At 61.7% G+C, this 25,336-nt stretch carries 22 protein-coding genes and 1 tRNA gene; 5 read left to right on the plus strand and 18 right to left on the minus strand.

Annotation, left to right across the window (positions count from 1 at the left end):
* The first annotated feature begins 25 nt into the window (after nucleotides 1-25).
* The 4 genes from purD (at nucleotide 26) to BN1132_RS09835 (ending at nucleotide 5,322) form a co-directional block, all read left to right on the plus strand.
* Entirely contained in the window at nucleotides 26-1,315 is a 1,290-nt protein-coding gene (gene purD, locus BN1132_RS09820) for a phosphoribosylamine--glycine ligase (protein WP_042077251.1), read from the plus strand.
* A gap of 254 nt (nucleotides 1,316-1,569) precedes the next feature.
* Nucleotides 1,570-1,944: a cytochrome b562 gene (locus BN1132_RS09825; RefSeq protein WP_042077177.1), complete on the plus strand. Its 375-nt coding sequence runs from the start codon at nucleotides 1,570-1,572 to the stop codon at nucleotides 1,942-1,944.
* Nucleotides 1,925-2,479 (plus strand): cytochrome b/b6 domain-containing protein, encoded by a 555-nt coding sequence (locus BN1132_RS09830; RefSeq protein WP_042077178.1) that lies wholly within the window; start codon nucleotides 1,925-1,927, stop codon nucleotides 2,477-2,479. Before BN1132_RS09825 ends, BN1132_RS09830 begins: the two co-directional genes overlap by 20 nt.
* Nucleotides 2,480-2,745: 266 nt before the next feature.
* The gene (locus BN1132_RS09835; protein ID WP_042077179.1) at nucleotides 2,746-5,322 is read left to right on the plus strand and encodes an alpha amylase C-terminal domain-containing protein; all 2,577 of its coding nucleotides are present in this window, start codon (nucleotides 2,746-2,748) and stop codon (nucleotides 5,320-5,322) included.
* A 246-nt stretch (nucleotides 5,323-5,568) separates the two neighbouring features.
* On the opposite strand, the gene BN1132_RS09840 is transcribed toward BN1132_RS09835, so the two are convergent.
* The 5 genes from BN1132_RS09840 to rpsU form a co-directional block, all read right to left on the minus strand.
* A tRNA-Ile gene (locus BN1132_RS09840) sits at nucleotides 5,569-5,645 on the minus strand.
* A 191-nt stretch (nucleotides 5,646-5,836) separates the two neighbouring features.
* Entirely contained in the window at nucleotides 5,837-7,732 is a 1,896-nt protein-coding gene (gene rpoD / locus BN1132_RS09845) for an RNA polymerase sigma factor RpoD (RefSeq protein WP_318163315.1), read from the minus strand.
* 183 nt (nucleotides 7,733-7,915) lie between these two features.
* On the minus strand, nucleotides 7,916-9,703 hold the full coding sequence (gene dnaG / locus BN1132_RS09850; protein WP_042077183.1) for a DNA primase: 1,788 nt from the start codon (nucleotides 9,701-9,703) through the stop codon (nucleotides 7,916-7,918).
* An 88-nt stretch (nucleotides 9,704-9,791) separates the two neighbouring features.
* Nucleotides 9,792-10,235 carry a GatB/YqeY domain-containing protein gene (locus BN1132_RS09855; RefSeq protein ID WP_042077185.1) on the minus strand — a complete coding sequence of 148 codons (444 nt, stop codon included), beginning with the start codon at nucleotides 10,233-10,235 and terminating at the stop codon, nucleotides 9,792-9,794.
* Nucleotides 10,236-10,250: 15 nt separating this feature from the next.
* Entirely contained in the window at nucleotides 10,251-10,466 is a 216-nt protein-coding gene (rpsU, locus tag BN1132_RS09860; RefSeq protein ID WP_005309452.1) for a 30S ribosomal protein S21, read from the minus strand.
* A 179-nt stretch (nucleotides 10,467-10,645) separates the two neighbouring features.
* On the opposite strand from rpsU, the gene tsaD reads away from it, so the two are divergent.
* Nucleotides 10,646-11,659 carry a tRNA (adenosine(37)-N6)-threonylcarbamoyltransferase complex transferase subunit TsaD gene (tsaD, locus tag BN1132_RS09865; protein ID WP_042077186.1) on the plus strand — a complete coding sequence of 338 codons (1,014 nt, stop codon included), beginning with the start codon at nucleotides 10,646-10,648 and terminating at the stop codon, nucleotides 11,657-11,659.
* 79 nt (nucleotides 11,660-11,738) lie between these two features.
* On the opposite strand, the gene rpoS is transcribed toward tsaD, so the two are convergent.
* The 13 genes from rpoS to relA all read right to left on the minus strand — a co-directional run bounded on the left by rpoS (nucleotide 11,739) and on the right by relA (nucleotide 25,026).
* On the minus strand, nucleotides 11,739-12,722 hold the full coding sequence (gene rpoS, locus BN1132_RS09870) for an RNA polymerase sigma factor RpoS (RefSeq protein WP_042077188.1): 984 nt from the start codon (nucleotides 12,720-12,722) through the stop codon (nucleotides 11,739-11,741).
* A gap of 46 nt (nucleotides 12,723-12,768) precedes the next feature.
* A complete protein-coding gene (locus BN1132_RS09875; RefSeq protein WP_042077189.1) occupies nucleotides 12,769-13,836 on the minus strand; it encodes a LysM peptidoglycan-binding domain-containing protein in 1,068 nt (355 codons plus the stop codon).
* Nucleotides 13,837-13,845: 9 nt separating this feature from the next.
* Nucleotides 13,846-14,427, minus strand: a complete 582-nt coding sequence (locus BN1132_RS09880; protein WP_042077190.1) for a YqaA family protein — start codon at nucleotides 14,425-14,427, stop codon at nucleotides 13,846-13,848.
* Nucleotides 14,424-15,041 carry a protein-L-isoaspartate(D-aspartate) O-methyltransferase gene (locus tag BN1132_RS09885; protein ID WP_042077192.1) on the minus strand — a complete coding sequence of 206 codons (618 nt, stop codon included), beginning with the start codon at nucleotides 15,039-15,041 and terminating at the stop codon, nucleotides 14,424-14,426. Before BN1132_RS09885 ends, BN1132_RS09880 begins: the two co-directional genes overlap by 4 nt.
* A 4-nt stretch (nucleotides 15,042-15,045) precedes the next feature.
* Entirely contained in the window at nucleotides 15,046-15,792 is a 747-nt protein-coding gene (gene surE / locus BN1132_RS09890; protein WP_042077193.1) for a 5'/3'-nucleotidase SurE, read from the minus strand.
* Nucleotides 15,773-16,831, minus strand: coding sequence for a tRNA pseudouridine(13) synthase TruD (truD, locus tag BN1132_RS09895; protein ID WP_042077253.1), 1,059 nt, complete (start codon nucleotides 16,829-16,831; stop codon nucleotides 15,773-15,775). The genes surE and truD overlap by 20 nt, the downstream gene beginning before the upstream one ends.
* The gene (gene ispF, locus BN1132_RS09900; protein ID WP_042077195.1) at nucleotides 16,831-17,307 is read right to left on the minus strand and encodes a 2-C-methyl-D-erythritol 2,4-cyclodiphosphate synthase; all 477 of its coding nucleotides are present in this window, start codon (nucleotides 17,305-17,307) and stop codon (nucleotides 16,831-16,833) included. Before ispF ends, truD begins: the two co-directional genes overlap by 1 nt.
* A 73-nt stretch (nucleotides 17,308-17,380) precedes the next feature.
* On the minus strand, nucleotides 17,381-18,112 hold the full coding sequence (ispD, locus tag BN1132_RS09905) for a 2-C-methyl-D-erythritol 4-phosphate cytidylyltransferase (protein WP_042077197.1): 732 nt from the start codon (nucleotides 18,110-18,112) through the stop codon (nucleotides 17,381-17,383).
* Nucleotides 18,105-18,422, minus strand: a complete 318-nt coding sequence (gene ftsB / locus BN1132_RS09910; RefSeq protein ID WP_041211065.1) for a cell division protein FtsB — start codon at nucleotides 18,420-18,422, stop codon at nucleotides 18,105-18,107. The genes ispD and ftsB overlap by 8 nt, the downstream gene beginning before the upstream one ends.
* Before the next feature lie 177 nt (nucleotides 18,423-18,599).
* The gene (eno, locus tag BN1132_RS09915; protein ID WP_041211064.1) at nucleotides 18,600-19,901 is read right to left on the minus strand and encodes a phosphopyruvate hydratase; all 1,302 of its coding nucleotides are present in this window, start codon (nucleotides 19,899-19,901) and stop codon (nucleotides 18,600-18,602) included.
* 89 nt (nucleotides 19,902-19,990) lie between these two features.
* Nucleotides 19,991-21,628, minus strand: coding sequence for a glutamine hydrolyzing CTP synthase (gene pyrG / locus BN1132_RS09920; protein WP_041211063.1), 1,638 nt, complete (start codon nucleotides 21,626-21,628; stop codon nucleotides 19,991-19,993).
* A gap of 218 nt (nucleotides 21,629-21,846) precedes the next feature.
* Nucleotides 21,847-22,644, minus strand: coding sequence for a nucleoside triphosphate pyrophosphohydrolase (mazG, locus tag BN1132_RS09925; protein WP_042077199.1), 798 nt, complete (start codon nucleotides 22,642-22,644; stop codon nucleotides 21,847-21,849).
* A gap of 171 nt (nucleotides 22,645-22,815) precedes the next feature.
* On the minus strand, nucleotides 22,816-25,026 hold the full coding sequence (relA, locus tag BN1132_RS09930; protein WP_042077201.1) for a GTP diphosphokinase: 2,211 nt from the start codon (nucleotides 25,024-25,026) through the stop codon (nucleotides 22,816-22,818).
* Between the last annotated feature and the right edge of the window lie 310 nt (nucleotides 25,027-25,336).

A 25,336-nucleotide genomic window follows, 5' to 3' on the forward strand; every position in this document is an offset into this window, starting at 1 on the left:
ACCTCAGACAGAAGCGAGCGAGATGATGAAAGTACTGATCATTGGCAACGGCGGCCGTGAACACGCCCTGGCCTGGAAGGCCAAACACTCCCCCCTGGTGACCCAGGTCTTCGTGGCACCGGGCAATGCGGGCACCCAGCTTGAGCCGGGCATCGAGAACGTCGCCATCCAGGCCACCGACATCGACGGCCTGCTGGCCTTCGCCAAGGCGAACCAGATCGGCCTCACCATAGTCGGGCCGGAAGCGCCGCTGGTGAAAGGGGTGGTCGACGCCTTCCGCGCCGCCGATCAGACCATCTTCGGCCCGACCGCCGCCGCCGCCCAGCTGGAAGGCTCCAAGGCCTTCACCAAGGACTTCCTGGCCCGCCACGCCATCCCCACCGCCGACTACCAGAACTTCACCGAGGTGGAGCCGGCGCTGGCCTACCTGCGCGAGAAGGGCGCCCCCATCGTCATCAAGGCCGACGGTCTGGCCGCCGGCAAGGGGGTGATCGTCGCCATGACCCTCGACGAGGCGGAAGCGGCGGTGCGTGACATGCTCTCCGGCAATGCCTTCGGCGACGCCGGTGCCCGGGTGGTGATCGAGGAGTTCCTGGACGGGGAAGAGGCGAGCTTCATCGTCATGGTGGACGGCGAGCACGTGCTGCCCATGGCCACCAGCCAGGATCACAAGCGCGCCTTCGACGGCGATACCGGCCCCAACACCGGCGGCATGGGGGCCTACTCCCCGGCCCCCGTGGTGACCGACGAGGTGCACCAGCGCGTGATGGAGCGGGTGATCATGCCGACGGTGCGCGGCATGGCGGCCGAGGGCAACGTCTACACCGGCTTCCTCTACGCCGGTCTGATGATCGATGCCGAGGGCAACCCCAAGGTGATCGAGTTCAACTGCCGCTTCGGCGACCCCGAAACCCAGCCCATCATGCTGCGGATGCAATCCGATCTGGTGGATCTCTGCCTCGCCGCCTGCGCCGGCCAGCTGGATCAGAAGGAAGCCGTCTATGACCCCCGCGCCGCCATCGGCGTGGTGCTGGCAGCGGGTGGCTATCCCGGCGACTACAGTAGCAACCACCCCATCAGCGGTCTGCCGGTGGACGAAGTGGCAGGGGAGAAGGTGTTCCATGCAGGCACCCGCCTGGAGGGCCACACCAGCCTGACCCAGGGTGGCCGCGTGCTGTGCGCCACCGCCCTCGGCCACACGGTGCAGGAAGCCCAGCAGCGGGCCTATGCCCTGGCTGGCCGCATCCACTGGGACGGCATCTTCTACCGCAAGGACATCGGCTGGCGTGCCATCGAGCGCGAACAGGCCGAGTAAGGCGCCTCCGCTCACCGTTTACAAGGGCCTGCGGGCCCTTTTCTCTGCCTCTCTTCCCCCCATGAGGGCCCCCCTTTCCCCTGGCGCCATCCGCGTTCTGGTTACATAACGCCAGCACAATGCACACATTTAGTCACAATTGGTCGCACTTTCCCCATACAATTACCCCGCTTTCGTGGCATCATGCTGCGTGACACCGCACTCAAATAAGTGCCATTAGAACCCGCAATGTCGTCGTCTCAAGAGGAAATCCCATGCTGAAAACTGTGCGTCCCCTGCTGCTGCCCCTGATGTTCGGCCTGATGACCCTGCCCGCCATGGCCGGTGATCTGGAGCAGCCGATGAAGAAGATCGGCTTCAACTACAAGCAGGCCGTGAAGGCCGACGATGCGGCCACCATGGAGAAACACATCAAGGAGATGAAGGCGCAGCTGGATGTGGCCAAGGAGAGAAACATGCCGGCCGCCAAGAAGGAGAAGTTCCTCGAAGGCATGAACAAGGTACAGACCGAGCTGGATGCCAGCCTGGCGGCCCTGCAGGCCGGTGATCAGGAGAAGGCCCAGGCCCACCTGGCCAAGGTCAACGACCTGAAGAAGGAGTATCACAACTATGCCAAGCAGAAAGGCTGATCCCTTCCACTGGGATGGCCTGGTCCGCCTCACCCACTGGGGGGTGGCGGCCATCTGCATCGGCAACCTCTGGCTCAACGAGGCAGGGGAAGAGTGGCACGAGCGGCTGGGATACGCCGTCATGGTGCTGATAGGCCTGCGCCTGCTGTGGGGGCTCACCTTCGCACGCGGCCACGCCCGCCTGCGCGCCCTGATCCCGAGCCGGGACGATTTTCGCCAGCAGGCCGAGGCGCTGCGTACGCGCGCCCCCGCGGCCCCCGGCCATCACGGCAGCGGCAAGCTGGCGGTCTGGGCCCTCTGGCTGCTGGTGCTGGCCACCGCCGGTAGCGGCTGGTTCCAGAACACCGAGACCGGCTTCGAGCTGGGGGCGGATGACTGGCACGAGTGGTGCACCTGGGCCCTGCAGGCCATGATCGCCCTGCACCTGTGCGCCATCGTCTACACCTCCTGGCGCCAGCGCAGCAACCTGGTGACCCGCATGCTGCCCCGGCGCCGGGGCCATGCCCGGGTCCGGCAGCAGGAACCTAACGCCTGAATGCTTGCGGGCCCTTCGGGGCCCCTGTGTTTCCCCTAGTCGCTCGCGCCTCTCTCCCCTCCTATCCCGCCCGCGCCTCCGATCGGAAGCTGGTTCCCCCAGGGGATCATGAAAGCATTTTCATTCACATTTCTTAATTAATTCAGCTTGTTCGATTTTCAACCACTCCGATTTCATGAATGCTACAGAGCCGAACGAGGTTGTTCGTTGTCCGTTCGACTCAACGACAGTGATACGTCAATAACAAGATCGAAGGGAAAATCGTCATGCACAGCACACTGCTTCGAACCGCCCTGCTGGCGGCGGCACTCGGCTCTTTCAGCCACACCGCGACCGCCGAAGGGGTCATGGTTCACCTGTTCCAATGGAAGTTCAACGACATCGCCAACGAGTGCGAGACCGTGCTCGGTCCCAAGGGATTCGGCGGCGTCCAGATCACCCCGCCCGCCGAGCACAAGCAGGGCAGCCAGGTCTGGTGGACCGTCTATCAACCGGTCAGCTTCAAGAACTTCAACAGCTTCGGCGGCAGCGAGGCACAGCTCAGGAGCATGATCGCCCGCTGCAATGCAGCCGGGGTCAAGGTCTATGCCGACGCCGTCTTCAACCAGCTGGCGTCGGGCACCGGGACCGCCACCGGCGGCGGCAGCTACAACTCGGGGCAGTACCAGTATCCCCAGTTCGGCTACAACGACTTCCACCACAGCGGTGACATCACCAACTACGGCGACAGCAACAACGTCTGGAACGGCGCCCTCTACGGCATGCCGGACCTCAACACCGGCTCCTCCTACGTGCAGGATCAGATCGCCACCTACATGAAGACCCTGCTCGGCTGGGGCGTGGCGGGCTTTCGCATCGATGCGGCCAAGCACATGGCGCCGGCCGACGTGAAGGCCATCCTCGACAAGGCGGGCAGCCCCAGGGCCTATCTGGAGGTGATCGGCGCAGGCGGGGAGTCCCCCGACATCCAGCCGGGTCGCTACACCCATATCGACACCGTCACCGACTTCAAATACGGCACCGATCTCGCCGCCAACTTCAACGGCCAGATCAAGAACCTCAAGACGCTCGGCGAGAGCTGGGGCCTGCTCCCCTCCGCTAAGGCCTTCGTCTTCGTGGTCAACCACGACCGCGAGCGGGGCCACGGCGGTGGCGGCATGCTCACCTTCATGACCGGCGCCCGCTACGATCTGGCCAACACCTTTATGATGGCCTGGCCCTATGGCTGGAAGCAGGTGATGTCGGGCTATCGCTTCGAGAACATGGGCACCTATGAAACCGACAAGGGGGCGCCGGGCAGCACGCCGTGCACGGACAGCCAGTGGAACTGCGAACAGCGTCGCCCGACCATCATGAACATGGCCCTGTTCCACAACAGAACCGAAGGCCAGCCCGTCAGCCACTGGTGGGACAACGGCAACAACCAGATAGCCTTCGGCCGCGGTGACAAGGGCTTCGTCGCCATCAACAACGAGAGCGGCAGCCTGGTGGCCTCGGTGCAGACCGGCCTGCCGGCCGGCGAGTACTGCAACCTCCTGGGGGGCAATGACTACTGCAGCGGGGGTTATGTCACCGTCGACGGCAGCGGCAAGGCCAGCCTGAACGTCCCCGGCATGAAGGCAGCAGCCATCATCGCCGGTTGCACCAAGGCCAGCCCCTGCGGCGGCTCCGCCCTGCCGGGCAACAAGTTCAGCAGCATGAACCTGCGCGGCACCCACAACGCCTGGGGCAACACCCCCATGACCGTCGATGCCAACCGTGTCTGGTCCGCCACCCTCACCCTGACCGGCAACGGTGATGCCACCGGTGCCCAGCGCTTCAAGTTCGACGTCTTCGGCAACTGGGCCGAGAACTACGGCGACAACGAAGGGGATGGCATCGCCGACAAGGGCAGCAGCAAGGATATCCTGGTCAGCGGGGCGGGCACCTACCGCATCACCCTGAGCGAGAGCGATCTGCGCTACACGGTCACCCCCCTCACCAGCAACCAGGCACCGGTCGCCGCCCTCTCCCCCAAGACCCTCAGCGTCAAGACGGGCGAGAGCGTGGTGTTCGACGCCTCCGCTTCCAGCGATGACGGCGGCGTGGTGAGCTACAGCTGGTCCAGCGGGGGCACCGCCGCCACTGAGACGGTCCGGTTCGATACCCTGGGTACCCATACCGTGACGGTCACCGTGACCGATGCGGAAGGGTTGACCACCAGTGCCAGCGCCACCGTGACCGTCACCGACGACAACGGCACCTACGCCAGCGTACTGCCCACCCTGAACTTCCGCGGCACCCCCAATGCCTGGGGCACCCTTGCCATGACGCTGGTCGCCGACAATCAGTGGGAAGCCCTGGTCACCTTCGACGGTCAGACCAACCAGCGCTTCAAGTTCGACGTCAAGGGGGACTGGACCCAGAACTATGGCGACACCAACAAGGACGGCGTGGCCGAACTGACCGGCAGTGACATCCTCACCCCGGTCATCGGCCAGTACCGGGTACGCTTCAACGATCAGACCCTGCAATACAGCCTGACCCCGGTGAGCGTCACCTATGCCAAGAATGTCGCCAGCCTCAACATTCGCGGCACCACCAACAACTGGGGCACCACCCCCATGTCCCTTGTCGGGGATCATCTCTGGCAGGCCAGCGTCACCTTCACCGGCAGCGGCGACGGCAACGGCGGCCAGCGCTTCAAGTTCGACGTCAAGGGGGACTGGACCCAGAACTACGGCGACACCAACAGGGATGGCGTGGCCGAGCTCGCCGGGGCAGACATCACCACGGCAGTGGTCGGAGCCTATGTGGTGCGCTTCAACGACCAGACCCTGGCCTACAGCCTGAGCGCCCAGTAAAGCTCAATACGCTCGGTCACTAGGCCCCAGAGTACAGAACCAGGCCTCCCGCCATATCGGCGGGAGGCCTTTTTCGTATGGTGGGTCCCGCGTGCCAAGACCATCGCGCTGGGGCTCTGGAAGACATCGCAGAGCGGGGGCGGCCCACCCTGGCCTGCGCCTCTCATACCAATGGGCACTATGCCGAGGCGCTGATGAGCGCCAGAAACGACAAAGCCGCTCACGAAGAGCGGCCTTGTCTGAATGTGGTGGCCCCTGCCCGACTTGAACGGGCGACCAATCGATTATGAGTCGACTGCTCTAACCAACTGAGCTAAGGGGCCATGATGTTGGTTTTGCGGCGTGGATTATAGGGGATGCGGGATGACCCGTCCATAGTCAGATCAACCACTTGGCGAGATTTTATCCATCTTCAAACACATCCCTTGCTCACCGTCATCCATCGGCTGGTGCTGATAAAACAAAGCCCCGCATGGCGGGGCTTTCGAGAGGGGAAACGCATGCGGCTTTCGGACTACTCGTCCAGGAAGCTGCGCAGCACTTCCGAGCGGCTCGGGTGGCGCAGCTTGCGCAGCGCCTTGGCCTCGATCTGACGAATACGCTCACGGGTGACGTCGAACTGCTTGCCCACTTCCTCGAGGGTGTGGTCAGTGTTCATGTCGATACCGAAGCGCATCCGCAGTACCTTGGCCTCACGAGCGGTCAGGCCGGCCAGCACTTCGCGGGTGGCGTTGCGCAGGCTCTCGCTGGTCGCGGCATCAGCCGGCAGAGCCAGGGTGGTATCTTCGATGAAATCGCCCAAGTGGGAGTCTTCATCGTCACCGATGGGCGTCTCCATGGAGATGGGCTCCTTGGCGATCTTCAGTACCTTGCGGATCTTGTCTTCCGGCATGCCCATGCGCATGGCCAGCTCTTCCGGGTTCGGTTCGCGACCCATCTCCTGCAGCATCTGACGGGAGATACGGTTGAGCTTGTTGATGGTCTCGATCATGTGCACCGGGATACGGATGGTACGGGCCTGATCCGCGATGGAACGGGTAATGGCCTGACGGATCCACCAGGTCGCATAGGTCGAGAACTTGTAGCCACGACGGTATTCGAACTTGTCGACCGCCTTCATCAGACCGATGTTGCCCTCCTGGATCAGATCCAGGAACTGCAGACCGCGGTTGGTGTACTTCTTGGCGATGGAGATAACCAGACGCAGGTTGGCCTCGACCATCTCTTTCTTGGCGCGGCGGGCCTTGGCCTCACCGATGCTCATGCGGCGGTTGATGTCCTTGATCTGGGCGATGGACAGACCGGTCTCTTCCTCGATCTGCTGCAGCTTGCCGATGGAGCGCAGGATCTCTTCGTCCATCTCGAGCAGACGGGGGGACCAGGCCTTGCCGGCCTGCTTCTGGTATTCGAACCAAGCAGTCTCGCACTCGTTGTTGGTGAAGGCAGCAACGAAGGTCTTCTTCGGCATCTTGGCCTGCTCGACGCAGAGCTTCATGATGATGCGTTCCTGCACGCGGACACGTTCCATCATCTCCCGCATGTTGTTGACCAGGCGATCGAACTGCTTGGGCATCAGGCGGAATTGACGGAATACATCGGCCAGCTGGGCGATAGCGTTCTGGGTGTCGTCGTGGGCGCGGCCATTCTTCTGAATGGAGAGACGGGTGACTTCGTACTGGGCACGCAGTTCACCGAACTTCTCGCGAGCGACTTCCGGATCCGGACCGCCGTCGCCGTCGTCGTCTGAATTATCGCCGTCTTCGTCCTCGTCTTCGTCCTCGTCTTCGTCTTCGTCAGCGAGGTCGTCTTCACTGAGCTCAGAACCAATGTGGGTGGCGGTCGGCGCCATATCGTCCACTTCGTTCGGGTCGATGAAGCCGGAGATGATGTCGGAGAGGCGCAGTTGTTCGGCTTCGTACTTGTCGTACTGTTCGAGCAGATAGGTGATCGCTTCCGGGTACTCGGCGACGGAGCTTTGTACCTGATTGATACCGTCTTCGATCCGCTTGGCGATGTCGATCTCGCCCTCGCGGGTCAGCAGTTCGACGGTACCCATTTCCCGCATGTACATGCGGACGGGATCGGTCGTGCGACCAATCTCGGATTCAACAGATGCCAGAGCCTGGGCCGCTGCTTCGGCAGCGTCCTCATCGGCGGTACCACCTTCAGCCATGATAAGGTCATCGGCATCCGGAGCGTTTTCAACCACTTGAATGCCCATATCGTTGATCATCTGGATGATGTCTTCGATCTGGTCGGAATCGACGATGTCTTGCGGGAGGTGATCGTTCACCTCGGCATAGGTCAGGTAGCCCTGTTCTTTACCTTTGGCAACGAGGAGTTTAAGCTGAGACTGCGGGGTTTGCTCCATAGAACTCATCCGGTTGGTGTTGCTAGGTTGCGCGTACAGTGCGCTGCTGCGCAAATAGCCAATTCTAATAGAAAACCGCCAGACATGCTATGTCTGGTTGCGGCGTCGGTCATGAGAAACCCCTGCCCGCAGTATTGTCGGGGCCAGGCGGTTATGAAATGTTTGCTTTTCATCCCGTCGATTCGGGCAACGATGTTCATATTGGGGTGACTCACTCAAATATCAAGCCCCATTCTCATTTCTTTTCTCAATCTGCACCTCTCTGATCAGCATCATCAGCTCCTGTGTTTCCTCAGAGCTTAGCCCCTCCTGCACCACCTTGGCCTGCAATTCCTCGATGCGTTGCTTCAGAAACAGGTTGATGAAACCGACGAAGGTATCCTGTAATTCTCCCAGAATATCGGGCTCCTGGTCGAGTTTTACCTCTTCAAACAGGTCGTGCATCGCCAGTTGGGCCAGGATTTCTCCTTCCTTGGTGCCACGCCAGTGCTCCAACAGGATACCCGTCGTTACCCCGGGCTGAGTCAGGATCTGCTGATGCAGCTGCAGCAGGAAGGTGATCCCCTGCAGGCGCAATCCGGCCAGTTCCGGCATGGCCGGCAACTCGGCAGTGATCGCCGGATACTGCACCATCAGGGCCAGCGCACGGCGCAGCGGTGTCAGCTTGGCAGCCTTGGGCTTGTTGACCTCGGCCTTCGGCTGACTGCCTCTGGCAAACAGCTCGGCGATCCGCTGCTTGTTCTCCCCCCAGCGCATCATGCTGGAGAGACGGGTGATCAACCCCTCGCGGGTGAAGCCCTCCGGTACGCGGCGTATCAGTTCAGCAGCCTTGTTGGCCACCTCGAACTTGCCAGCCTCACCGGAGAGGGCTGCGTCACGCCCGAGGCGCTCAAACATGAAGTCGGCGAAGGGCTGGGCCTTGTCGAGCAGGGCCTCAAATCCCCCCTTGCCAATCTGGCGCACCAGGGAGTCGGGATCTTCGCCATCTGGCAGGAACACGAATTTGAGCTCGCGGCCATCCTGCAGATGGGAGAGGGCGTTGTCCAGCGCCCGCCAGGCCGCCTCACGACCGGCGTTGTCACCGTCGTAACAGCAGACCACCTCGGCCGTAGTACGAAACAGGGTGTGGATATGATCGCTGGTGGTCGCAGTCCCCAGCGCCGCCACCGCATAATCGATGTCGTACTGGCCGAGCGCCACCACGTCCATATAGCCTTCCACCACCAGGATCCGGCGCGGATCCTTGTGTGCCTGTTTGACCTCATAGAGGCCGAACAGCTCCCGCCCCTTGTGGAAGATGGGGGTTTCCGGCGAGTTCAGGTACTTGGGGGTGCCGTCACCCAGCACCCGGCCGCCAAAGCCGATGACCCGGCCGCGTTTGTCCCGGATCGGGAACATGATGCGATCGCGGAAGCGATCATAGCTGCCGGGGCCGCTGTCGCGGGGGATCAACATGCCACCCGAGATAAGCAGTTGCTCGTGATCCCGGCTGGCACCAAACCGCCGCCTCACCTGGTCCCAGTCGCCCGGGGCATACCCGATATTGAAGCGTTTGACCACTTCCCCGGTCAGACCACGTCCCTTCAGATACTCCACCGCCTGCGGCGCACTCTTGAGATTGCTCTCATAGAAGCGGGCGATCTGGTTCATCAGCTCGAACAGATCCTTGCTGACGGCCGGCTGGCTATTGCCAGACCCGCCAGAGGTTTGCTCGCGGGGCACCTGCATGCCGTGCAGGCTGGCGAGCTCCTCGATGGCATCGGGAAATTCGAGCCCGTCGTACTCCATGACAAAGCCGATGGCATTGCCGTGGGCGCCACAACCGAAGCAGTGATAGAACTGCTTCTCCTGACTGACGGTAAAGGAGGGGCTTTTTTCGTTATGAAAAGGGCAGCAAGCCTGGTAGTTCTTACCGGCTTTCTTCAACCGCACACGGGAGTCGATCAACTCGACTATATCGGTGCGTACGAGCAGATCATCGATAAAGGATTGCGGGATCCTGCCTGCCATAACCGTCCTGTTTCATTGCATAGAAAATAAAAAAGCCGCGCATTCCCGGGGAAGCACGGCTTCTTTGACCAAACAAGAGAGTTGCCTGTTACGCCAAGCGGGTTTTCACCTGCGCACTGACGGCGCCGACATCGGCACGCCCCTGAATTTTCGGCTTCAAGACAGCCATGACCTTGCCCATGTCAGCCATGACGGCAGCCCCGCTTTGCGCGATGGCTTGCTCAATCAGGGCGGCAATCTCGGCTGCGGTCAGCTGCTGCGGCAGGAACTCCTGCAGCACAACGATCTCTGCGGACTCTTTGTCGGCGAGATCCTGGCGACCGGCTGCTTCGAACTGGCTGATGGAATCGCGGCGCTGTTTGACCATCTTGGTCACGACAGCGAGGATCTCCTGATCATCGAGCTCGACACGGGTATCGACTTCACGCTGCTTGATCTCGGCCATCAACAAACGGATCGCTCCCAGGCGAGCCTTGTCTTTGGCAAGCATGGCGAGCTTTTGCTGATCCTTGAGTTGATCCTTCAGAGACACGACATGATCCCTTGATTAGTACAGGCGGATACGACGTGCGTTCTCGCGGGACAGCTTCTTGGCGTGACGCTTGACGGCGGACGCTTTGGCACGCTTGCGAATGGTAGTCGGCTTCTCGTAGAACTCACGGCTACGAACTTCGGACAGGATACCGGCCTTTTCGCAAGAACGCTTGAAGCGACGCAGAGCAACGTCAAACGGCTCATTTTCACGGACTTTGATTACTGGCATGTGCCTTTCACCTCAGTGATAAATTGTTAGCTGACCTTCAATCGATCAGCATGTCTTAAAATGGTGCGAAATTATACTCTGGACAGGGAATGAAAGTAAACCCGCAGAGATCGCTCTGGTTTAAAAAACCCGCGAAGGTTACCATAGCCGTCTCATTTTAGCAGTGAAATTTTTTAGCAATGCGTGTATTGGGCATAGAGACATCCTGTGACGAAACCGGGATCGCGATCTTCGATGATCAAAAAGGGATCCTTTCCCACCAGTTATACAGCCAGGTCAAGCTGCATGCGGACTACGGCGGCGTCGTTCCCGAGCTGGCCAGCCGGGATCATGTCCGCAAGACGATCCCCTTGATCCAGGCCGCCCTGAAGGAGGCTGGGCTCGGCAAGGATGAGATCGACGGCATCGCCTACACCGCAGGTCCTGGCCTGGTTGGCGCTATCCTGGTGGGGGCTACCATAGGCCGCTCCCAGGCCATGGCCTGGGGCAAACCGGCAGTGGCGGTGCACCATATGGAAGGCCACCTGCTGGCCCCCATGCTGGAGGAGAAGGCCCCCGAGTTCCCCTTCGTCGCCCTACTGGTCTCCGGTGGTCACTCCATGCTGGTACGGGTCGACGGCATCGGCAGCTATCAGCTGCTGGGGGAATCCATCGACGATGCCGCCGGCGAGGCGTTCGACAAAACCGCCAAGCTGATGGGACTGGACTACCCGGGTGGCCCCCTGCTCTCCCGTCTGGCGGAGAAGGGCGTGAAGGGACGCTTCACCTTCCCGCGCCCCATGACCGACCGTCCCGGGCTCGACATGAGCTTCTCCGGCCTCAAGACCTTCGCCGCCAATACCATCGCCGCCAACGGTGACGACGAACAGACCCGTGCCGATATCGCCCGTGCATTTGAAGATGCGGTGGTCGATACGCTGGCCATCAAGTGCCGCCGCGCGCTGAAGGAGACCGGCCTCAACCGTCTGGTGGTGGCCGGCGGCGTCAGTGCCAACCGTCATCTGCGCGCCCAGCTGGCCGAGCTGATGGAGAGTCTCAAGGGAGAAGTGTTCTATCCACGCACCGAATATTGCACCGACAACGGCGCCATGATCGCCTATGCCGGCATGCAGCGCCTGAAGGCGGGCGTGTTCGAGCCGCTGGTCGTCAAGGCCGTGCCACGCTGGCCGCTGGACACCCTGGATCCGGTGTGATCCAAAGGATCCATTGCTAGAAGAAAGGGGCCCATGGCCCCTTTGTTGTCTCTGATGACGGTATTCGCACTGTCCAAGGCTAATTGGTTCTGAACAAGGCCTCGATGGAGAGCCCCTGCCCCAGCAGGATCTCCCGCAGGCGGCGCAGTCCTTCCACCTGGATCTGGCGCACCCGCTCCCGGGTCAACCCTATCTCGGCACCCACGTCTTCCAGGGTCGCCGGCTCATAACCGAGCAGGCCGAAACGGCGGGCCAGCACCTCGCGCTGCTTGGGATTCAGCTCTTCCAGCCAGTGCACTATGCTGCTGCGCATGTCATCTTCCTGGGACTCCAGCTCAGGGCCCATGCCGCGCTCGTCGGAGAGCACGTCCAGCAGCGCCTTGTCGCGATCGCCACCGATGGGGGTATCCACCGAGGTGATCTTCTCGTTGAGCTTGAGCATGCGATTCACGTCGTCGACGGAGCGATCCAGCGCGAAGGCGATATCCTCGGCGGTCGGTTCATGATCGAGACGATGGGAGAGCTCGCGGGCGGTGCGCAGGTAGACGTTCAACTCCTTGACCACATGGATGGGCAGACGGATGGTGCGGGTCTGGTTCATGATGGCCCGCTCTATGGTCTGGCGGATCCACCAGGTGGCATAGGTGGAGAAGCGGAAGCCCCGTTCGGGGTCGAACTTTTCGACTGCCCGGATGAGGCCGAGGTTGCCCTCTTCGATAAGATCCAGCAGCACCAGGCCGCGGTTGTTGTAGCGCCGGGCAATCTTGACCACCAGGCGCAGGTTGGATTCGATCATGCGCTTGCGCGCCGCTTTGTCGCCGCGCAGGGCACGGCGAGCGTAGTAGACTTCCTCTTCGGCCGTGAGCAGGGGGGAGAAGCCGATCTCCCCCAGATAGAGCTGGGTGGCGTCCATCACCTTGTTCAGCTCGGGCGCCATCAGTTCATCGGAGATGGTCTCTTCGGCCTCGGCCGCCACCTCCTGAACCTCTTCTTCCCCCTGAACCTCCAGCTCTTCGTCGAACTCTAACTCTGCATCCTGCATTACCAGTTGTTCTTGGCTCATGATATGTCTCCCTGACCTGCACCAGAGTAAGACCTAGCTCTCTGAGTTAACGCTTTGGCAAATAGCCCATCGGGTTGATCGACTTGCCTTTGTACCGGATTTCAAAGTGCAAGCGCACATCCGGCGCATCCGTGCTACCCATATTGGCGATAACTGCTCCGCCCTTGACGCTGTCTCCCTCCTTGACCCTCAGCTCGTCGTTGTGAGCGTAGGCGGAGAGGTAGTCATCGTTGTGCTTGAGAATAATCAGCTTGCCGTAACCCCTGAGTGCGCTGCCCGCGTAGACCACTTTGCCGCCACTTGCGGCGTAAATGGGTTGACCCTTTTGACCCGAGATGTCGATGCCCTTGTTGCCCTGTTCGGCAACGGAGAAGCCTTCGACGATCCGCCCTTTGGTCGGCCAATGCCAGGAGAGTGTTGACTTGGTGCTGATGTTTTTTTGTTCTGTCGCCTGAGCGTATGCTGTTGACGAGGCAGGAGCAATCGTTTTCTGAGCGATAAACGGGGTGGTCGTACCTGCCGGCGCCGTCGCCAGTGGTTTGGGGCCTGTGCTGGTCACGACCGGGGTCGCGGCAACAACCATCTGGCCGCTGGCCGACCCCGCAGTCCCCACGTTGAGCACCTGGCCCACGTGCAGGGCATAGGGCGCCTGGAGGTTGTTGCGCTGTGCCAGCGTCTGGTTGGAGAGACCGAACTGGCGACCGATGCTGCTCAGAGTATCGCCACGGCGCACCTCATAGGTGCCCGATCCCGTCACGCTGCCACGGCTGACCGGGCTGCCGACGCTCACCACCGAGCTGGATGCCGAGCCATCCAGCCTGAGCTGCTGACCGGGATAGATGTTGTAGGGAGGGCTGATGCCGTTGATGCTGATGAGCGAAGCCACGTCCATGCCCGAACGGAACGCGATGGAGTACAGGGTATCCCCTTTGACCACGGTATAGCCCCCGCTCTGGGCAGCAGGCTTGGCCCCCCCTTGGCGGACCGGTATGGTCGAGGCGATCTGATCATTGCCCAGGCTATGTACCGGGGCAGCAGTCTTGCTGGAGGAGCAGGCAAGCAGCAGCCATGACAACACGACGACACCGCTACCTTGCCAAACACGCGAACACATAGTGGATCCTTAACGACTAAACCAGAAATAGGCCGCAACGGCCAAACCAATACAGAGCCAACCGAGCACATCCACGTAGTGCATCAGTTTGCGCTCCATCTTCTCCCCACCCCAGCGCATCAGGCCTGCCACCAGGAAAAAGCGCATGCCGCGACCGATCAGGGAGGTGACGATGAAGGGCAATAGCGCCATATGGAGCAAGCCCGCCGTGACGGTAAACACCTTGTAGGGGATCGGCGTGAAACTGGCAATAAAAATCACCCAGATGCCCCACTGCTCGAACCACTGTTCGGCCAGGGCGATCTTGTCTTCATAACCGACCGAGGCCACCAGCGGCTGGACCACGGGCTCCCAGAGGGCATAGCCGAGCAGATAACCAAACAGGGCGCCCAGCACCGAAAACAGAGTCGCTAGCGCGGCATAGTGCCAGGCCCGACGGGGCTTGGCCAAGGCCATGGGAGCCAGCATCACATCCACCGGAATGGGCCAGAATACGGACTCGATGAAGGCGGTGATGGCCAGATACCAGGGGGCATACTTGTGGCGTGCCCACTGCATCACCAGCACATAGAGGCGGGAAAACAACTTCACTCGACATCTCCGTCAATCAGGGGAACGAAACGCACCGGCTCCAGGATCCGGCTGGTCAGCTGGGAACCCGAGCGTTCGATCAGCTGCAGGGTCTGCTGGCTATCCCCCACCGGCAACACCAGACGGCCTCCGTCGGCCAGCTGATCGGTCAGGGCCTTGGGCACCTCGCTCGCCGCCGCCGTCACCAGGATGGCGTCGAAGGGGCCCTTGTTCGGCCAGCCCAGCCAGCCGTTGCCGTGCTTGGCCGAGACATTGTGCAGATCGAGCTGGCGCAGCCGGCGTCTGGCCTGGAACTGCAGGGACTTGATCCGCTCGACGGTATACACATGCTCCACCAGATGGGCCAGCACCGCCGTCTGGTAGCCTGAGCCCGTCCCGATCTCCAGCACGTGGGCCGGATCGTTCTGGATCAGCAGTTCCGTCATGCGCGCCACTATGTAGGGCTGGGAGATGGTCTGGCCATGACCGATGGGCAGGGCCGTATTGTCCCAGGCCTTGTGGGCCATGGCCTCGTCCACGAACAGCTGGCGCGGCACTTTCGCGATCGCCGCCAGCACGCGGAAATCTCGCACATCCTGGGCAATCAGTTGATTCAACAGGCGCTGTACTATCACAACGTCATCCCTGCAGATCCAGCCACGCGCCCAGGGTCGACAGACTGCCGTAGGCCGTCATGTCGATGGTCAGGGGAGTGATGGAGACATAACCCTGCTCGATGGCGGCAAAGTCCGTTCCCTCTCCCGCATCCTGCTGGTTGCCGGGGGGACCAATCCAGTAGACCGGCTGACCACGGGGATCCTCGGTGCAGATCACCGACTCGGCGCGATGGCGGTTGCCAAGACGCGTCACCCTGATCCCCTTGATCTGATCGAGGGGCAGGTCCGGCACATTGACGTTGAGGATCTGATCGGCGGGCAGCGGATGCACCATCATCCCCCTCACCAGCTGGGCCGCATAGTGGGCCGCCGTGGCGAAATGGGTCTTGCCCACCAGGGAGATGGCCAGCGACGGGAACCCCAGGTGACGTCCTTCGGTCGCGGCCGCCACCGTGCCGGAGTAGATGACGTCATCCCCCAGGTTGGCGCCGTGGTTGATGCCGGCCACCACCATGTCGGGTTCCGGGCGCACCAGCTCGTTGACCGCGAGGTGGACGCAGTCGGTCGGCGTCCCCTTCACCGCATGATACCCGGTCTCGGCGATGCGGGTGACCCGCAGCGGCACCTCCAGCGTCAGGGAGTGACTCGCGCCGCTGCGGTTGCGATCCGGCGCCACCACGATGACCTCGCCACAGGCAGTCAGTGCCTCGCTGAGGGCGCGAATGCCCTCGGCATGTACTCCATCGTCATTACTGACCAGAATTCGCATCGGTTGAGTTCCTGAAACCGTGATCGGCCTCGTCGGCCTGCATTAACTCGCGTACCACGCTGGTGGCAAAGGCGCCGGCCGGCAGGAAGAACGACAGGGTCAGCGCCCCGTCTGCCAACTGCCAGCTCATGCCTTCCGGCTTGAGCAGCAGCGGGCGCCTGTCCTGATCCAGCCCGGCCTTCTCCAGCCCCTCGCACCAATCGGCATAGGGTGTCAGCACCCCTTGCTCGAACTCGGCGGCAACGCCCTGGCTGGCCAGTCGGCCACGACCCCACTGGGGCGCGGTGAGCTGCACGTCACCGGAGGCGAGGCGCGCTTCCAGCTCGGGGGTCACGCTCTCTTCGCTGAAGATGGAGTGGCTGCCCTTGAGCATCACGCAATCACCGGCCAACAGCTGATGGGCCAACCCCTGCTCGATGCGGGCGCTGACGATGGCGTTGAACAGCATGCTGCGCGCCGCGGAGAGATAGAGGGAGCGCTTGTTGCGATCCTTGATCCGCTTGCCGGCAAACATCGCCCTGGCCGCTTCCAGGTTGTTGCCCTCGCGCCCGAAACGCTGCTCGCCGTAATAGTTCGGCACGCCCAGGGTGGCGATGGCCTGCAGGCGGGATTCCAGGCCATCGGCCTGCTCCAGTCCGGTGAGACGCAGGGTGAAGTGGTTGCCCTTGAGGTAGCCGACTCGCAGCTTCTTGTTGTGGCGCTTCACCTGCAGGATCCGGATGCTGTCGCTCTCGATGACCGACAGATCCGGCTCTGCCTTGCCAGGCAGGTGGATGCCGAACCACTGCTCGGTCACCGCGTGGCGATCTTTCAGCCCGGCCCAGGTCACCGCGTTGCGCGCGACTCCGGCCGCATCCGCCAGCAGGCCCGCCACCCAGGCGGTGTTCTCGCCGGTTTTACGCACCCTGACGAAGATATGCTCCCCCTCGCCACAAGGCTCAAACCCGAGATCTTCATTGACCACGAAGTCGGCGGCCTCGGCCTTGAGGATGCCCCGGGCGGTGGGCGCCCCGTGCAGATAGCTAAGCTGTTCCAGCATCATTGTTTCACCAGCAGGACGACGGCTTCGGTGGCGATCCCTTCCTTGCGCCCCGTGAAGCCCAGTTGTTCGGTGGTGGTCGCCTTGACGTTCACCCGGTTCAATTCGCATTGCAGATCCGCGGCCAGCACGGCGCACATGGCGCCGATGTGGGGCGCCATCTTGGGAGCCTGGGCGATGATGGTCACGTCCAGGTTGCCGATGGCATAGCCCGCCTGCCGTACCCGGGCAAACACGTCCCGCAGCAGGATACGGCTGTCTATGCCCTTGAATTCGGCCGCGGTATCGGGGAAGTGGCGGCCGATGTCGCCGGCGCCGATGGCCCCCAGCAGGGCATCGCTCACCGCGTGCAGCACCACGTCACCGTCGGAGTGGGCCAGCAGCCCCTGTTCGTAGGGCACCGCCACCCCGCCCAGCATGCAGGGACCTTCACCGCCAAACTTGTGTACGTCAAAACCATGTCCGATCCGCATCATGCCTGCTGCTCCCCCATCATGCACAAACCTTCCCCATCGAATGGGTATGCCTCAAGACCATGTTCCAAGCGGATCATGCCTGCTCCTCTGTGGGTGAATCGGGTCGCGCCGGCTGGCGCGCACGCTGTTGCTGTAAATAGAGCTCGGCCAGGGAGAGATCTTCCGGCCGGGTCACCTTGATGTTGTCGGCCCGCCCCTCCACCATCCTGACGGCGAAACCGGCGCGCTCCATGGCGGAGGCCTCGTCGGTGATGGCCGCGCCCAGCGCCAGCCCCTCCTCCAGCGCCCGCCTGAGGGGGCCGGTGGGGAACATCTGGGGCGTCAGGGCATGCCAGAGCTGTTCGCGATCGACGGTGGCGAGGATGTTGCCGGCGGCATCGGTGCGCTTCATGGTATCGCGCACCCGGCTGCCGAGGATGGCGCCGTCGCACGCCATGGCGGTGGCGATGAGCCGGTCGAGATCGCCGTGGGTGAGGCAGGGACGGGCGGCGTCGTGCACCAGCACCCACTCCCCTTGCGCCACATGCAACCCGTTGAGCACCGACCAGGCGCGCTCGCTTCCCCCTTCCACCCGCCACACCCGCGGATCGGCGGCCACGGCCAGCGTCTCGAACCAGCTGTCGTGGGGAGCCAGCGCCACTATCACCCGGGCTATGGCCGGATGGGAGAGCAGGCGCTCCAGGGTGTGTTCCAGGATGCACTTCCCCGCCAGCGACAGATACTGTTTCGGGCACTCAGCCCCCATTCGGCTGCCGATGCCCGCGGCCGGGACTATCGCGGTCAAGCCACCGTGGAGATCAGTCATCGTAGGGTACGCCGTCAGGCTCGGTGGCCTGATCTTTTTCTTTGGGAATGATGCGGTAGAAGGTCTCGCCCTGCTTGATATAGCCGAGATCGTTGCGCGACAGCTCCTCGATGGCCTCCAGGCCCGAGGTCAGATCGTCGATCTCCCGGTAAATCAGGTTGTTGCGGTCCTTGAGCACCAGGTTGTCCTGCTGCTGCCGCTCGATGGCATTGGAGAGATCCCGATAGTCGGAGAGGCCGTTCTTCCCGAGCCAGAAGTCATATTGCAGCCCTCCCAACAGGAGGAGCAGGATAAGAGTGAGTAGCCGCATGCACTGAGTCTCCTTCAAGCGGCCTAGTTTCCCATATTCGCAGGCAAGACAAAAGAAAGCCTGTATCGCGGATGGGGTGCCCGGAATAAAAAACATGGCGCCCGCCCATGGGCGAGGCGGATACGAAAAAGCCCCGCCGGATGGCGGGGCTTTGGGAGGCTAGGAAGCTGGCGAAAATTAAGCCTGGTTCTTCACTTCTTTCAGACCGCGGAACGGAGCCTTGGCACCCAGGGCTTCTTCGATGCGGATCAGCTGGTTGTACTTGGCAACACGGTCAGAACGGCTCATGGAACCGGTTTTGATCTGGCCAGCAGCAGTACCCACGGCCAGGTCGGCGATGGTGGCGTCTTCGGTCTCACCGGAGCGGTGGGAGATGACGGCGGTGTAGCCAGCGTCCTTGGCCATCTTGATAGCAGCCAGAGTTTCGGTCAGGGAACCGATCTGGTTGAACTTGATCAGGATGGAGTTGGCGATGCCGTTGTCGATGCCGCGCTTCAGGATCTTGGTGTTGGTTACGAACAGGTCGTCACCCACGATCTGGATTTTCTTGCCCAGTTTCTGGGTCTGGTAGGCGAAGCCTTCCCAGTCAGATTCGTCCAGGCCGTCTTCGATGGAGACGATCGGGAACTTGGCAGTCAGCTCTTCCAGGAAGTCGGAGAAACCGTTGGAGGTGAAGACACGACCTTCGCCCTTCAGGTTGTACTCTTTCTTCTCGGCGTCGTAGAACTCGGAAGCGGCGCAGTCCATGGCCAGGGTCACGTCGGTGCCCAGCTTGTAACCGGCAGCGGCAACGGCTTCGGCGATCACTTCCAGCGCTTCGGCGTTGGATTTCAGGTTCGGAGCGAAACCACCTTCGTCACCGACGGCGGTGTTGTAGCCCTTGGACTTCAGCACCTTGGCCAGGTTGTGGAACACTTCTGCGCCCATGCGGACGGCTTCTTTCAGGGTCTTGGCGCCAACCGGTTGGATCATGAACTCCTGGATGTCGACGTTGTTGTCGGCGTGCTCACCACCGTTGATGATGTTCATCATGGGCAGCGGCATGGAGTAGACACCCGGGGTGCCGTTCAGCTCGGCAATGTGGGCGTACAGCGGCATGCCTTTGGCAGCAGCGGCAGCCTTGGCGTTGGCCAGGGAAACAGCCAGGATGGCGTTGGCGCCGAACTTGGATTTGTTCTCAGTACCGTCGAGGTCGATCATGATCTGGTCGACAGTGGCCTGGTCCTTGGCATCTTTACCCAGCAGAGCCTGGGCGATCGGGCCGTTGACGGCTTCGATGGCTTTCAGCACGCCTTTACCCAGGAAACGGCTCTTGTCGCCGTCACGCAGTTCCAGCGCTTCGCGGGAACCGGTGGACGCGCCAGACGGAGCGGCTGCCATACCAACAAAACCACCTTCCAGGTGAACTTCGGCCTCAACGGTCGGGTTACCACGGGAGTCGATGATTTCACGACCGATCACTTTAACGATCTTGGACATGTGTATTTCCTCAGGTTTCGTAAAAAAACAACAAAAATATGCCAAAAAAAGCGGCTGTGGCACAGAGCCCCAACCGCATTTATTTTCAATTACTTCAAATTACGCTTCTGATACTCGCCCGCCGCCTTCACAAAACCGGCGAACAGGGCGTGGCCATCACGGGGAGTCGAGGTGAACTCCGGGTGGAACTGCGCGGCCACGAACCAGGGGTGATCCGGGATCTCGATGATTTCCACCAGCTTCTTGTCGGCGGAGAGACCGGTCACCTTCAGGCCTGCCGCTTCAATCTGCGGCAGCAACTTGTTGTTCACTTCGTAACGATGACGGTGGCGCTCGTAAATGGTCGGGCTGCCGTACATCTGGCGCACCTTGGAGTCTTCCACCAGGTGGCAGAGCTGGGAACCCAGACGCATGGTGCCACCCAGATCGGACTTCTCGGTCCGGGTCTCGACGTTGCCTTCATCATCCACCCACTCGGTGATAAGGCCGACGACCGGATAGGCGCAATCTTTCTTGAATTCGGAGGAGTGAGCCCCTTCCATGCCCGCCACGTTGCGGGCGTATTCGATCAGGGCGACCTGCATGCCGAGGCAGATGCCGAGGTAGGGGATCTTGTTCTCGCGGGCATACTTGGCGGCCAGGATCTTGCCTTCCACGCCGCGCTCGCCGAAGCCGCCCGGCACCAGGATCGCATCCAGACCTTCCAGCAGCTCGGCGCCACGGGTCTCGATGTCCTGGGAATCGATGTACTTGATGTTGACGGAGAGACGGGTCTTCAGGCCACCGTGCTTGAGCGCCTCGTTCACGGACTTGTAGGCGTCCGGCAGGGAGACATACTTGCCCACCATGCCGATGGTCACTTCCGCAGTCGGGTTGGCCTCTTCATAGATGACCTGTTCCCACTCGGCCAGGTCGGCTTCTTTGCACTCGATGCCGAAGCGTTCGGTGATGTAGCCGTCCAGCCCCTGGGATTTCAGCAGCGCCGGGATCTTGTAGATGGAGTCGACGTCCTTCATGGAGATGACGGCGCGCTCGGGCACGTTGCAGAACAGGGCGATCTTGGCGCGCTCGTTGGCCGGAATGGCGCGATCGGAGCGGCAGATCAGCACGTCCGGCTGAATGCCGATGGAGAGCAGCTCCTTCACGGAGTGCTGGGTCGGCTTGGTCTTCACCTCGCCGGCAGCGGCCAGGTAGGGAACCAGGGTCAGGTGCATGAACATGGCGTTGTTGCGACCCACGATGGCCGCCAGCTGACGAATGGCTTCGAGGAACGGCAGGGACTCGATGTCGCCCACTGTGCCGCCCACCTCGACGATGGCGACCTGGTGGCCTTCGGCACCGGCAATCACCCGCTCCTTGATGGCGTTGGTGATGTGCGGGATGACCTGGATGGTGGCGCCCAGATAGTCGCCACGACGCTCCTTGCGCAGCACGTCAGCGTAAATGCGGCCAGTGGTGAAGTTGTTGCGGCGGGTCATCTTGGTGCGGATGAAACGCTCGTAGTGGCCCAAGTCCAGATCGGTCTCGGCCCCGTCCTCGGTCACGAACACTTCACCGTGCTGGGTCGGGCTCATGGTGCCCGGATCCACGTTGATATAGGGGTCCAGTTTCATGATGGTCACATCCAGACCACGGGCTTCCAGAATGGCTGCCAGAGAAGCTGCGGCAATGCCTTTGCCGAGGGATGAAACAACGCCACCAGTCACAAAAATATATTTGGTCGTCATGCTGAACCTGAAAGAAGTTTAGGGAATTTTAAGGGGTGCTTCGGGGATGAAGCAGGACGGGGAAACAGTATACCAAAACCCCCACTCCCAAACAATGAACAAAAATCTATCAGGCTCCCCGCCACCTCGTCTTGCGCCAAATCAACTTTGCTCGGATTCTTTGGTTCCGTCCCGGATGACGGCCTGTTTCCTCAGGCGCCATCCACCATGTTCACGGTTCAACTCCGCTCGGTTTCCTTGGCTTTGGACCAGGCGGCGTCCAGCTTCTCCAGGGAGCAATCCGTCATTTTCAGCCCTTCCGCGGCAATAAACTGCTCAACCTGACGAAAACGACGCTCGAACTTGACGTTGGCAGCACGCAGCACCTGCTCGGGATCCTTGCCCAGATGGCGCACCAGGTTGACGGTGGCAAACAGCAGGTCGCCGAGCTCATCGCTCACCCGCGCCTCGTCCACGTCCGCCATCAGCGCCTCTTCCATCACCTCGTCGATCTCCTCGTGGATCTTGTCCACCACGGGGCCCAGGGTCTTCCAGTCGAAGCCGACGGTGGCGCAGCGCTTCTGGATCTTGGCGGCCCGAGTCAGGGCCGGCAGCGAGAGGGGAATGTCGTCCAGCACGCTCGCTTTGTCGAGGGCGGCGCGCTCTTTGGCCTTTTCCGCCTCCCAGTTCGCCTTCACCGCCTGCTCGTCGCCAAGGTCGGCGTCGGAGAAGACGTGAGGATGACGGCGAATGAGCTTCTCGCTCACGGTGTCGACGATGTCGGCGAAATCGAACAGCCCCTGCTCCTTGCCGAGCTGGGCGTAGAACACCACCTGGAACAGCAGATCCCCGAGCTCGCCCTGTAACCCCTGCCAGTCCTGGGTCTCGATGGCGTCGGCCACCTCATAGGCCTCCTCCAGAGTGTGGGGCACTATGGTCTGGAAGCTCTGCTTGAGATCCCAGGGACAACCCCCGTCCCGGTCGCGCAGGCGGGCCATGATGTCGAGCAGTTGGGGCAGGTCGTAGCGTTGGGACATGGGCAACTCACTTTCGATTCGGTAAATGGGGTTCATCAATGTCAGGTCCCGCAACTGCTCCACATGATGTGGAGCAGTTGCGGGAGGAGATGGGGCACGTGATATCCGTCTTCAATGCGCTACAAAGAGGGCGAAAATGCAGACCGACCACTGGGGCCGGTCGATTGGGCATTACAGCCGCTTGGCGCTGATCACGTCGTTGAGCTGGCTGAGCTTGGCCAGGGCCCGGTTGAAGGCGTTGATGTTGTAGATCTCCAGCTCCATGTCGATCTCGGCGGTCTGCTCGCGCACGTTGGAGCGCGAGCGCACCCCCATCACGTTGATCTTCTCGTTGGCGAGCACGGTCGTGATGTCGCGCAGCAGGCCGGATCTGTCGTTGGAGAGGATGCGGATGGTGAGGCCGTAGCCGCCGGAGTAGTTTTCCCCCCAGACCGCATCGATCAGCCGCTCCGGGTTGCGACGCGACAGCTCTTTCAGCTGCTCGCAATCCTCCCGGTGGATGGAGACACCCCGGCCCATGGTGATGAAGCCCTGGATGGCGTCCCCCGGAATGGGCTGGCAGCAGCGGGCTATATGAGTCATCAGATTGCCGACCCCCTCTACCACGATGTGGTCCTTGGGCTTGGGACGGAACGGCACGTTGGCCTTCTGCTCCAGCTTCTCCAGCAGCCGGCGATCCTCTTCCTCGGCGGTCGGCTTGTTGTAGCGGGTGTCCAGGTAGTTGAGCAGCTGGTTGATGCGGATGTCGCCGCTGCCGATGCCGGCCAGCAGGTCCTCCAGCTCCTCGGCGTGGAAGCGTTCCAGCACCACCTTGTCCACCTTGGAGAGGGTCAGGTTGTGCCTGTCCAGCTCCTTCTCCAGCAACTCCTTGCCGGCGGCGATGTTCTTGTCCCGATCCAGCTTCCTGAACCAGGTCGCCACCTTGGCCCGCGCCCGGCTGGAGCGCAGGAAGCCGGCGTTCGGGTTCATCCAGTCGCGGCTCGGGTTCGGCTCCTTCTGGGTGATCACCTCCACCTGATCGCCGGTCTGCAGCGTATAGGTGAAGGGCACGATGCGACCGTCTATCTTGGTGCCGATGCAGCGGTGGCCGATCATGCTGTGCACGTGATAGGCGAAGTCGAGCGGGGTGGCGCCCGCCGGCAGGTCGATGACGTCCCCCTTGGGGGTGAACACATAGACCCTGTCCTCGAACACCTGACTGCGCAGATCGTCCAGCAGGGAGCCGCTCTCGGAGAGATCCTCCTGCCAGGCGAGAAGCTTGCGCAGCCACTCGATCTTGTCTTCGAAGGTGTTGGTCTTGGTAGCCGCCTGGGCCCCTTCCTTGTAGCGCCAGTGGGCGGCGACGCCGAGCTCCGCATCCTGATGCATCTGCTCGGTGCGGATCTGGATCTCCACCGTCTTGCCCTCTTCCCCCACCACCACGGTGTGGATGGACTGGTAGCCGTTGGGCTTGGGATTGGCGACATAGTCGTCAAATTCGCGGGGAATGTGGTGGAAGTGGGTGTGGACTATGCCGAGCGCCGCGTAGCAATCCTGCAGCCGCTTGGTGATCACCCGCACCGCGCGCACGTCGAACAGCTCGTTGAACTCGAGGTGCTTCTTCTGCATCTTGCGCCAGATGCTGTAGATGTGTTTCGGCCGGCCGTAGACCTCGGCCTCCACCCCCGCCTCCTTCAGGGCATCCCGCAGGGTTTGTACGAAGTCGCGGATGTAGCGCTCCCGATCGAGACGTTTCTCGTCGAGTTGCTTGGCGATCTGCTTGTAGGTGTCCGGATGCAGGTAGCGGAAGGCGAGATCCTCCAGCTCCCACTTGAGCTGGCCGATGCCGAGGCGGTTTGCGAGCGGCGCATAGATGTTGGTGATCTCCTGGGCCATCAGCACCCGGGTCTCTTCATCGGCCTTCTTCGCCTCCCGCAGGCAGGCGATGCGCTCCGCCAGCTTGATCACCACGGCGCGCACATCCTCCACCATGGCGAGCAGCATGCGGCGCACGTTGTCGACCTGTTCCGGGGAGGTTTCGCTGCGGTGCAGGGTCTGCAAGGAGCGGATGGCCTCCATCTCCAGCACCCCTTCCACCAGCTTGGCGATCTTGGCGCCGAAGTCCTCGTTCACCTTTTCCTGGCCGATGAGGCCCGCTTCGACGAAGGGGTAGAGGATGGCGGCCTTGAGGGTGGCGAGATCCATGCTGAGCATCAGCAGTATGCCCACCATCTCGACGCCGCGCACCAGCAAGCGGTTGGTGAGCGCCTCGTCACCCAGCGTCAGACAGTACTGGTAAACGGTTCGCAGCTGATTCTTGTCACTTTCACTTAAGGAGAGGGAACTGACCCACTCCTCCAGGGTGAAATTGTCTTTCAAATGAATATCGCGCACCGCAACCATGGTATCAATCCTTAAAAGTGTGGGGCCGAAAGCCGATGCCTTCCCTACCCCTCATCAGCTGATGACTGCCTCAAATGGGGATGCATGGGTGAGTTTTCAAGGCATGCCGCCGTGCAAGGCAGCAGGGCTCTCCCCCACATCCGGTCCATTTTTGAAGATCTAGATTACCCTAATCACTCCCGCTCAAACAGCGCCGCGGCCATCGGAAAACCAATGCCACCGCTTCTCCCTCCTGCCCCGGGGCACGGCACAAACGTCCGTTCCCCCCAGTCCAAACAGCACCATGGACTCCAGGTGGCCGCAGCATGGG

The organism is Aeromonas sanarellii, from assembly GCF_000820085.1.
Taxonomy (GTDB): Bacteria; Pseudomonadota; Gammaproteobacteria; order Enterobacterales; family Aeromonadaceae; genus Aeromonas; species Aeromonas sanarellii.